The organism is Reyranella soli (assembly GCF_007992495.1).
Taxonomy (GTDB): domain Bacteria; phylum Pseudomonadota; class Alphaproteobacteria; order Reyranellales; family Reyranellaceae; genus Reyranella; species Reyranella soli.
The window spans coordinates 1-530 of the sequence record NZ_BKAJ01000406.1; the positions used below are offsets into that span (position 1 = coordinate 1).

Annotated in this window: 1 protein-coding gene; it reads left to right on the forward strand. The window is 65.3% G+C overall.

All coding sequences use genetic code 11. From position 1 onward, the window contains the following. Positions 1-530, forward strand: a 530-nt coding sequence (locus tag RSO01_RS48265; RefSeq protein ID WP_218037701.1) for a hypothetical protein, incomplete at both ends; no start/stop codon positions are given.

Here is a 530-nt window from a genome sequence, read left to right on the forward strand (position 1 = left end):
ACTTGCCGACACGGGAGCCACCCTGGCCGGGCTGTCAGCCACAGACATTGGCGGGCTGGCGGCCAAAGGGATCGACAGGATAGACGCCACGGACAATGTGCTGACGCTCTCGGTCGCTCAATACCTGGCGCTGGGAACGGTCACCTTGACGGCTGCCGACACCGTGACCCTTGCCGACGTGGAAGCCAACTTTGCCGTCCTGTCGGCGGCTCAGTTTGGTGCGCTGGCCGGCAAGGGGGTCGACAGGCTGGACTCCACCGACAACGTACTGACGCTCTCGGCCGCCCAGTACCTGGCGCTGGGAACGGTCACGCTGACGGCGGCAGACGTCGTGACGCTTGCCGATACGGGAGTCAACTTGGCCACGCTGTCAGCGGCACAGTTTGGCGCGCTGGCCGGCAAGGGTATCGACAGCATCGATGCCACGGACAACGTGCTGTCGCTGAACCTGGCCCGGTACAATGTGCTTGGCGCCGTGCTCCTGACTGCCACGGATGTCGTGACGCTTGCCGACACGGGAGCCAACCTCG